This is a genomic window from Aeromonas sp. ZOR0001 (genome assembly GCF_000801015.1).
GTDB classification, from domain to species: domain Bacteria; phylum Pseudomonadota; class Gammaproteobacteria; order Enterobacterales; family Aeromonadaceae; genus Aeromonas; species Aeromonas veronii.
In genome coordinates this window covers 35,175-43,984 of the sequence record NZ_JRJY01000046.1, presented here as the reverse complement: position 1 = coordinate 43,984, position 8,810 = coordinate 35,175, and the positions used below count along the sequence as shown (strand labels likewise).

Here is an 8,810-nt window from a genome sequence, read left to right as displayed (position 1 = left end):
CCAGTGGCTGCTGCCGCTGTTGCCCGATTTTCGCCGCCAGTGGCCTGGGGTGGATCTGGAGGTGGAGTCAGTGCCGGGCTTTGATGCCATCAATGCCCTGCTAGGCGGCCAGCTCGACCTGCTGCTCACCTCCGATGTGCAGGCCCGCGGCGATCTCCACTTCGAGCCGCTGTTTGCCTTCGATCTGACTCTGGTGATGGCGCCGGATCACCCCCTCTGCCACCGGAGCCACATCGAGCCGGGCGATCTGGGGCCGGAGGTGCTGCTGGTCTATCCGGTGGAGCGCAGCCGCATGGATATCTTCAGCCGCTTTTTGCAACCCGCCGGGGTGGAGCCCGCCCGCTGCAAGCCGGTGGACAACACCTCTGTGATGCTGCAGATGGCCGCCGCAGGACTCGGGGTCGCCGCCTTGCCGCGCTGGGCCAGCGACGAGTTTGTCAGACAGGGGATGCTCTGCGCCCGTCCCCTCGGCAGCGGTATTCGTCGCCATATGTACGGCGCGGTACGGGCCGCCGATCGGGATCAAGCCTGCCTGCAGAGCCTGTTCGAGCGCATTCGCCGCAAGATGGAGGGATAGCCCTCCTCAGCGTGGCTGACCGACCTCTGCCAGCAGTGCAGGCAACTGCGCCTTGATAAAGTCGATGAGGGCCCTGACCGCCGGTGACAGACCGCGCCGCGCGGGATAGAGCATCACCAGCTTGCCATCTTTGGGACGCCACTCGGGCAACAGTTGTTGCAGCCGCCCATCCGCCAGCTCATTCACGCAGGCGTAAAGTGGTAAGCCCACCATCCCGAGCCCCGCCAGCGCTGCCTGTTTGAGGGTTTGCACATTGTCGCTGCGCAGCAGCACATTGACCGCCACCTCCTCACTCTCCCCACCGTCGTGCCGCAGCCGCAGCAAATCGGCCTGACGCTCCAGCGAGCTGAAAAGCAGGGCATCCTCTCCTTCCAGCTGGCGTGGATGTGCCAGCGCATTGTGGCGGGAGAGCCACGCCGGGGTCGCCAGCACGCCCCATTGCACCGTACAGAGCGGTACCTGCACCAGACTGGAGGGGGCCTGCTCGAAGGCCACCCCGCGGATCACCACATCCAGCACCTCCTCCAGCAGATCCACCTGCCGATTGCTGGCTTGCACGGCGAGCCTCACCTTGGGGTATTGGGCCATAAAAGCGGGCAGCAAGCGGGCAAGCAGCGCATCGGCAATGGTAATGGGCACGCTGATGCGCACCAGACCGCTCGGCTCCTGCTGCCGTTGCCGCACAGCCGCCTCTCCCGCCTGCGCTTCGGCCAACATAGCCTGACAGTGACGATAGAGCACCTCACCGGCATCGGTCAGGCTGAGTTGGCGCGAGGTACGTTGCAGCAGCCGGGTATCCAGCCGCTCCTCCAGCAGCCGGATCCGGCGCGAGATCCGCGACTTGGGCACGCCAAGCGCCCGCGCGGCGGCAGTGAATCCCTGCCGTTGCACCACATAGGTGAAGAGATAGAGATCATTCAAATCAAGTTCCAGTGGTGTCATCGGGCAGCCTTGGTCAGGGTGAGGTGCATTCACATCGTTCTACCAATAGAACGATAAGAACCTATTTCACCAGATTGTCGCCATTTTTGCAGCCATCATAATGGCCCTGTCCCCATCAGACGGTTGCTGCGCGGGCAATCCGCCCCACCAGCAAGGGCCGTTTGACTGTTCCAATATCACAAGGAGTTCACCATGAAACTGCGACAAATCTGCTCTGCCACCCTGCTCGGTCTAGCGACCCTGACCGCCACGCTGGCCACCACAGCGACACCGGCCATGGCCGCCGAGGCTGCCAGCCATCCGACCGTATCACCCAACCGCTATCTGGAGATGCTCTCCCGAGACAATGCGGTACTGCTGCTGGTCGACCATCAGGTCGGCTTGCTGAGCGGCGTGCGCGACACCACGGTGGGCGAGCTCAAGCACAACGTGGTGGCGCTGACCAACGCCGCCCGCGCCCTCGGCGTGCCGGTGATCGTGACCGCGACCATGCCCGATGGCATGTGGGGCCCCACCATGCCCGAACTGACCAGTGCCCTGCCGGATGTGAAGGTGATCAACCGCACCGTCATCAACGCCTGGGACGATCCTGCCGTGCGCGCCGCCATTGAGAAGACCGGCCGCAAACAGCTGATCATCGCCGGGGTATCCCTCGAGATCTGCGCCAGCTTCCCGGCCCTCTCTGCCAAGGCTGCCGGCTATGATGCACGGGTGGTGCTCGATGCCTCCGGCACCTTCAACGAAGCCAAGCGCACCACTGGGCTGCAACGCTTGCTGGGGGCCGGTATCCCGGTCACCGACTACGCCTCTGCCGCGGTCGAGATGCTGCGCAGCAACGTCGACCCCAAGGCGCACGATGTCTACAGCGCCCTCGACATGCCTTTCGCCACCCTGGTGTGGCAGATGCAAGAGGGTGCCAAGAAGTCGTAACTCGCCCCGCCTTCGGTCAGATGACCGAAGGCATCTTTTGTCTTCAAGAGGTTATATCGATGACCAGACGCCTGACTCTCTCCGCCCCCGTCAAGGGCCAACCACTGCGTATTGGCAGCGGCTTTGCAGCCAGCCATTTTGGCGAACACTTTTTCAACGGTCTGATAGACCCCGTGGTGATGGTGGATCACTTCCAGATGACCGCCCCCACCTTCGAGCCCCATCCCCACGCCGGGATCTCTGCCGTCACCTATCTGTTCGAGGATTCGACGAGCCCCCACGTCAACTACGACTCTCTCGGCAATCAGGGCCCCATCGAACCGGGCGCGCTCCACTGGCTGGCGGCCGGGCGCGGGGCCGTACATACCGAGCAGCCGGAAGGGGCATCCCCCTATGTCCACGCCCTGCAGATCTTCGTCAACCTGCCTGCTCGTCAGAAGATGATGTCGCCTTTTGCCGTCCACGCAGCCGCTGCCACCATCCCCGAATTTCATGGCGAAGGGGTGAGAGTACGGGTGGTCGCAGGCCACAGCAACGGGATAACGGCACCACACTCGGCAGCGCTGCCCCAACCCTTTACCCTGCTCGATGGCCATTGCGCGCCCGGCAGCCGCTTCACTCATCTGCTGGCGGCAGGCTGGAATGCCATGATCTATCCCCTGACCGGATCGCTAACCCTGCAGGCGGAGGGAGAGCGGCACCTCATCCCGGCAGGTCACGGGATGGGTGTCAGCCTCTCTGCCGATGGCGGCGAGGCGATGGCTCTGCAGCTTGAGGCCACCGAGCCCTGCCACTTCGTGCTGCTCTCAGGCCAGGCGCTCAATGAACCCCTGGTCAAACATGGCCCCTTCGTCATGAACAGCCACGACGCCATTGCAGATCGGCTGCATGCCTATCAGCACGGCGAATTTGGTCAGCTCAACGATGAGTGGCTGCGCAACGGCCAATATCGGCCATGAGCACGCTCGCTGGCCACCAGCCACAAAGCCCGCGCTGGCCTCTGGTCTTCCTCGCCATTTTTGCCGGTGCCAGCGGCGCCCTCTGCCTTGGCAAAGTGCCCGCCGTACTCGGCATACTGCGCAACGAGCTGGGGCTGACACTGGTCGAAGCCAGCTATCTCGCCTCAGCTTTCAATACGCTGGCGATCCTATTCAGCCTCTTTCTCGGCCTGTTGCTAACCCGCTGGAGTGGGCGGCAAACCGGGGTTGTCGGGCTTTTGGTTATCGTCACAGGCGGTGCGTTGGCGCTGCCCGCCACCGGGCTGGCCATGATGCTGCTGTCGCGCATTGTCGAGGGGATTGGCTTTTTGCTGGTCTCGGTGGCCATGCCCGCCTTTATCGTGGCGGTGACCCGGGAGGAGGATAAACGGCTGGCCATAAGCCTGTGGGCAGTCAACCTGCCTCTCGGGGCGGCAGCGGGTATGCTGCTTACTCCCTGGCTCACGGCACAAGGTGGCTGGCGACTGGCCTGGCTGATCCTGATGATCCCGCAACTCTCTGCCCTGCTGCTTCTGCTCGCCAGTCGCTCGGCAGATGGGCTGCGGGTCGGGGGGCCCCAAAGCGCGGCTAACGCAGGCCGCCCACTGCGCCAGCTCACGGTGCTCCGACAACTGACACTCTGGCGCTACGGGTTGGCGTTCACGCTCTACAGCCTGATGCTCTGGGCGCTCTTTGTCTGGCTGCCAACCATGTTGCAAGGCACTCCCGGGATTGGCCAAAGCCAGATTGCCCTGCTCTCTGCGCTGGCGGTGGTCGCCAATATTCCCGGCAACCTGATGGGGGCATGGCTGCTGCGCAGGGGCGTAGCGCGAGATCGGCTCATCAGCTGGGCACTGGGCCTGATGGCGCTGTGCGGCATGCTCGCCTTCTGGCCCGGCCTGTCGCCGTGGTGGGCCTATGGATTGTGCCTCGTCCTCTCCCTTTCGGGTGGCATGGCGCCGCCGGCGATCCTCTCGTCCGCGCAGGGAGTGAGTCAGGGGCCGGTGCAACTGGCCATCGTGCAGGGCTTTTTTGTCCAGCTCGCCAACTTCGGTCAGCTGCTTGGCCCCCTGTTGCTGGCGGCCCTGATGACGGACAGCGGCCATTGGGGAAGCGCTCGCTGGCTCTTTCTGGGCGGCTTGCTGCTGGTCGCGCTACTCTATGCCGCGGGCCACCTGCCGGGCTCAAGCATGGCTGCAAAACAGGCTCGATCGCATTCGCGGCAAGATGAAAGGTGACGAATAGAGAGGGAAACATCACAGTTATCGCAGGGAATACTGGCCGGACAAGAGGCTGTTCAGTATGTTAACTGTTTAATCATGCTTAACGGTAGCCACCATGTCTCAAGTCGATCTCAATCTCTTTCGCGTCCTCGATGCGGTGATCCGCTATGGTGGTGTCACCACGGCCGCCGAGATGATGGAGATGACCCCCTCGGCCATCAGCCAGGCCATCAGCCGCCTGACCACCCTGGTGGGCGAGCCGCTGTTTGTCCGCCAGGGACGCGGCATCACCCCCACGGCGCGAGCGCTCAGTCTGCACCACGAGATCATGGTGCCGCTGCACGACATGGAGCGCAGCCTGCAGCGCACCGATCTCTTTGATCCCCAGACCAGTCGGCGCACCTTTCGCATCGCGGGGGTGCCCGATATCGATATCTTCTTCCTGCCGGAGCTCAACAACCTGCTGCAGACCCAAGCCCCCAACTGTCAGCTGGAGTGGAACACCCAGGTGCAGGACGAAGCCCTGCGCCAGAACAGCCTCTATCTGCACAGCGTTGATCTGGTGCTGGCCACCAAGCCGATGGCGGAGCAGGGGATCGAAAACGAGCAGATCATGTCCCAGGCCCTGCGCATCGCCTGCCGCAAGGATCACCCCAGGATCCGCCAGGCCCCCGACATGGCCACCTTCTTCAACGAAAAGCACGTGGTATTGCAAACCAGGCGGCTCGACAGCTTGCTGCTCAACACCCTGACCAAGGCGCCGCTGCCGCCGCGCCAGATTGCCTACGAGAGCGACTCCCTGCTCACCGCTCTTCATCTGGTGAGTCGTACCGACTGGCTCTGCGTCGCCAGCCAGTGGCACATGGAGAAGCTGGGGCAGGCGCTGGATCTGGCCAGCTATCCCCTCCCCTGGCTCTCGGAGGATTGCCCCGTCTACATGAGTTGGCACAAGAGCTCCGGTCAGGATACCGGGCTTAATTGGCTCAAAGATCAGGTGCGGGCCGTCAGTTCGTTTTAAGTATGCTTAACAGTCAAGCATGCCCATCTCCTCATCCGGGCTATCGCTCTTCTCGACAAACCGCCTTATGGATAATCCCCCTTCAGGATAATCGGGCGCCTTTTCTCAACCATTAAGGCGCAGCTCATGACGACATCGTCGTGCCGAAATAGCTGCGCAGCGCCTCCACCACCCGTCGCACCTTCTCCGGGATCTCCCGCTGCGGCGTGATGGCGTGGATCTCCATCGGCTGCACCCGAAAACCGGGCAGCAGTTCGAGCAGACGCCCCTGAGCCAGATCCTCGCCAATTTCTCCCTCCGGTTGCAGCGAGATCCCCTGCCCTGCCAGCGCAAACTGGCGCAGGGGCAACACGTTGTTGCAGAGCACCTTGGCCTTGAACCTCACCCTGTGCTCGCCCCCCTTCTCATCGAGCAGCAGCAAACCGTTGCCCAGCATGTCGCCGCAGAGCCAGTCGTGAGTCGCCAGATCGGCGGGCATGCGCGGCGTCCCCTTGCGCGCCAGATAGGCGGGAGCGGCGCAGAGCAGCATCCGGGTCTGCCCCAGTTTGCGGGCCACCAGGGTCGAGTCAGGCAAGGTGCCGACCCGCAGTGCCACATCGATCCGCTCGGCAATCAGATCCCGCTTCTCGTCGTCGGCGATGATCTGGATGGTGAGGCCGGGATGGGCCTGCAACAGCGGCGAGAGGGCCAGAGCCAGCGGCTGGCCCGCCATCCCCACCGGGGCGGTGATCCGCACTTCCCCGAGCAGGGCGTCGCGCACCTCCGAGAGGCGCAGCTCGGTCTCGCTCAGAGTCTGCTGCAACGCCCGACACCCTTGCCACACCACCTCTCCCGCCTCGGTCAGACTGAGACGACGGGTGGAGCGATGGAGCAGGGGCAGTCCGAGCAGGCTTTCGAGCTGGCTGATATGCTGACTGACGGCGGAGGGGGTCATGCCAAGGGATTTGGCCGCCCCTGTCATGCTGCCCGCTTCCACAACAGCGGCGAAGATGGCGTAACGTCTGAGCTGTTCCATTATTAAATCCAGCTTATAAGTGAATGCATTTTTGAGGTGATTATTAAATCATAAATGGCGGCGTAGGATAGCCCCATTCCAACAGTGAAGGAGAGTTCCCCATGAAGATTGCCCTGATCGGTGCCAGCGGTTTTGTCGGTTCAGCCATCCTGAACGAGGCCGTCAGCCGTGGCCATCACGTCACCGCCATCGTCCGCGATGTCAGCAAGGTGGCCGCCCATCCGCAGGTCACCGCCGTGGCGGTAGATGCCCAAAACCCGCAGGCATTGGCCGAGGTGCTCAAGGGGCACGATCGGGTGATCAGCGCCTACAACCCGGGCTGGACCACACCGGATATCTACGACCAGTACCTCAAGGGCGCCAACGCGATCGTCGCAGCAGCCAAAGCGGCCAACAGCTGGCTGCTGGTAGTAGGTGGCGCCGGCAGTCTGGAGGTTGCCCCCGGCGTGCAACTGGTGGATACCCCTGAGTTTCCGGCCGAGTGGAAACAGGGGGCGCTGGCGGCCCGCGACGGTCTAACCGCCCTGCGTCGTGAAACCACCCTCGACTGGCGCTTTGTCTCTCCCCCGGTGTTCCTCGAACCAGGCGAGAAGCGCGGCGGCTATCGGATTGGTGGCGATCAGGTGCTCTTTAGCGGCGAACAGCCTGCCGGGATCACCGCCGGTGATCTGGCCGATGGCGTGCTGAACGAAGTGGAAAAACCGGCTCACCAGCGCCAGCGCTTTACCCTGGGTTACTGAGAGCCAGCAGGCGGTTAAGGCCAGAATACGCGGTCACTCGCCTGTGCTTTCGGTCAGGTGAAAAACCGCTCAACCAGAAGGGAGGCATCCGCCTCCCTTCTGTTTTGGCCATTTTCTGTTTTGGTCATTTTTGCCGCTGGCAGCTTGCCTCTGGTTATCACTCTCCCCCTCATCGTTGCCCCTTTACCCCGCAATGGCTGCGCAAAAAACCTTCAGCCCATCAGGCGCCGAATTCCATTTCGAATTTTGTATATAACTAAGAATAATTTGTTGCTTCCGTCTTATAACACCGAACAGTAGCATCCCCTTTATCCCAGATGGCGCCACACTGTCGCGCCATCCCGTTTGCCGCTTATCAGGTCTGCCAACAGCGGAGGCAGTGCAAGAGATGGCGCCAGAGATAACGAAAGAGTGAGGAGGTGCACATGGAACATTCACCACTGCCGATCATCGATCTGGCTGCCCTCAACGGGGCGCCCGAGGTGCGTCGCCCTATGCTGGCCAGGCTGGCCGCGGCCGCCCGTGATGTGGGCTTTTTCTATCTGGTCGGCCACGGCTTGAGCAAGGTTGAGATGCTAGAGACCCTGGCGCTGGCAGAGCGCTTCTTTGCTCTGCCGGAGCAGGAGAAGTTGGCAGTGCAGATGGTCAACAGCCCCCACTTTCGCGGCTACAACCGGGTCGGGGCCGAGCTGACCCGCCAGCGGCCGGATCTGCGAGAGCAGTTCGATATCATGAATGAGGCGCAAGCCCTGCCTGCGGTCTTGATCCGTGAACCCTGGCAGCGGCTGATCGGCCCCAACCAATGGCCGACCGCCCTGCCAGAAATGAAAGCCCATCTGCTGGCGTGGCAGGATCGTCTGAGCGACATCACCCTCACCCTGCTGGCCGCTTTTGCCGAGGTGCTGGAGCAACCGCCCCAAGTGTTTGACGACAGCATCCGCGGCGCCCCCTACCAGCACATGAAGCTGATTCACTACCCGGGGCAAGAGGCGGGGGGCAGCAGTCAGGGGGTCGGCGCCCACAAGGATCCCGGCTACCTGACGCTGGTGATGCAGGACAATCACTCGGGGCTTGAGGTCGAGACGGCCGACGGCTGGATCTCCGCACCGCCCCTGCCGGGGGCGCTGGTGGTCAATATCGGCGAGCTGCTGGAGCTAGCCTCCAACGGCTATCTCAAGGCGACCCTGCATCGGGTGGTGAGCCCGCCGTCCGGCGTATCGCGCCTCTCCTGCGCCTTCTTTATGGCGGCGCGGCTCGATGCCACCGTGCCCCTGCTCACCCTCTCCCCCGCGCTGGCAGCGCAGGCGCAAGGGCCGGAGAGTGACCCGACCAACCCGCTCTTTAATCAGGTGGGGGAGAACGTGCTGAAAGGGCGGCTGCGCTCCCAC

Annotated in this window: 9 protein-coding genes; 7 read left to right on the top strand and 2 right to left on the bottom strand. The window is 63.0% G+C overall.

What is annotated here, in order from left to right:
* Positions 1-577 (top strand): LysR substrate-binding domain-containing protein (locus L972_RS20635; protein ID WP_047436746.1); only part of this gene is annotated, 577 nt, incomplete at its 5' end.
* Positions 578-583: 6 nt separating this feature from the next.
* Here L972_RS20635 and L972_RS06340 read toward each other — a convergent pair.
* Complete coding sequence (locus L972_RS06340) at positions 584-1,519, bottom strand: LysR substrate-binding domain-containing protein (RefSeq protein WP_047436724.1); 936 nt, start codon at positions 1,517-1,519, stop codon at positions 584-586.
* Between the two features lie 192 nt (positions 1,520-1,711).
* On the opposite strand from L972_RS06340, the gene L972_RS06335 reads away from it, so the two are divergent.
* The 4 genes from L972_RS06335 to L972_RS06320 all read left to right on the top strand — a co-directional run bounded on the left by L972_RS06335 (position 1,712) and on the right by L972_RS06320 (position 5,667).
* Entirely contained in the window at positions 1,712-2,449 is a 738-nt protein-coding gene (locus L972_RS06335; RefSeq protein ID WP_047436721.1) for an isochorismatase family protein, read from the top strand.
* A 59-nt stretch (positions 2,450-2,508) separates the two neighbouring features.
* Positions 2,509-3,408 (top strand): pirin family protein, encoded by a 900-nt coding sequence (locus tag L972_RS06330; protein WP_047436718.1) that lies wholly within the window; start codon positions 2,509-2,511, stop codon positions 3,406-3,408.
* Positions 3,405-4,664 (top strand): MFS transporter, encoded by a 1,260-nt coding sequence (locus L972_RS06325; RefSeq protein ID WP_047436715.1) that lies wholly within the window; start codon positions 3,405-3,407, stop codon positions 4,662-4,664. The genes L972_RS06330 and L972_RS06325 overlap by 4 nt, the downstream gene beginning before the upstream one ends.
* 100 nt (positions 4,665-4,764) lie before the next feature.
* Positions 4,765-5,667, top strand: a complete 903-nt coding sequence (locus L972_RS06320; RefSeq protein WP_005352600.1) for a LysR family transcriptional regulator — start codon at positions 4,765-4,767, stop codon at positions 5,665-5,667.
* A 124-nt stretch (positions 5,668-5,791) separates the two neighbouring features.
* Here the strand turns inward: L972_RS06320 and L972_RS06315 are convergent, their stop codons facing one another.
* Positions 5,792-6,682 (bottom strand): LysR family transcriptional regulator, encoded by an 891-nt coding sequence (locus L972_RS06315; protein ID WP_047436711.1) that lies wholly within the window; start codon positions 6,680-6,682, stop codon positions 5,792-5,794.
* Between the two features lie 101 nt (positions 6,683-6,783).
* On the opposite strand from L972_RS06315, the gene L972_RS06310 reads away from it, so the two are divergent.
* Both L972_RS06310 and L972_RS06305 read left to right on the top strand, forming a co-directional pair.
* Positions 6,784-7,422 (top strand): NAD(P)-dependent oxidoreductase, encoded by a 639-nt coding sequence (locus tag L972_RS06310; RefSeq protein ID WP_005352606.1) that lies wholly within the window; start codon positions 6,784-6,786, stop codon positions 7,420-7,422.
* A 425-nt stretch (positions 7,423-7,847) separates the two neighbouring features.
* The coding region (locus L972_RS06305) for an isopenicillin N synthase family dioxygenase (protein WP_047436707.1) at positions 7,848-8,810 on the top strand (963 nt) is incomplete at its 3' end.

Coding starts and splice junctions, on each gene's coding strand:
- L972_RS06340 (WP_047436724.1), bottom strand. CDS start 1,519: ATGACACCACTGGAACTTGATTTGAATGATCTCTATCTCTTCACCTAT.
- L972_RS06335 (WP_047436721.1), top strand. CDS start 1,712: ATGAAACTGCGACAAATCTGCTCTGCCACCCTGCTCGGTCTAGCGACC.
- L972_RS06330 (WP_047436718.1), top strand. CDS start 2,509: ATGACCAGACGCCTGACTCTCTCCGCCCCCGTCAAGGGCCAACCACTG.
- L972_RS06325 (WP_047436715.1), top strand. CDS start 3,405: ATGAGCACGCTCGCTGGCCACCAGCCACAAAGCCCGCGCTGGCCTCTG.
- L972_RS06320 (WP_005352600.1), top strand. CDS start 4,765: ATGTCTCAAGTCGATCTCAATCTCTTTCGCGTCCTCGATGCGGTGATC.
- L972_RS06315 (WP_047436711.1), bottom strand. CDS start 6,682: ATGGAACAGCTCAGACGTTACGCCATCTTCGCCGCTGTTGTGGAAGCG.
- L972_RS06310 (WP_005352606.1), top strand. CDS start 6,784: ATGAAGATTGCCCTGATCGGTGCCAGCGGTTTTGTCGGTTCAGCCATC.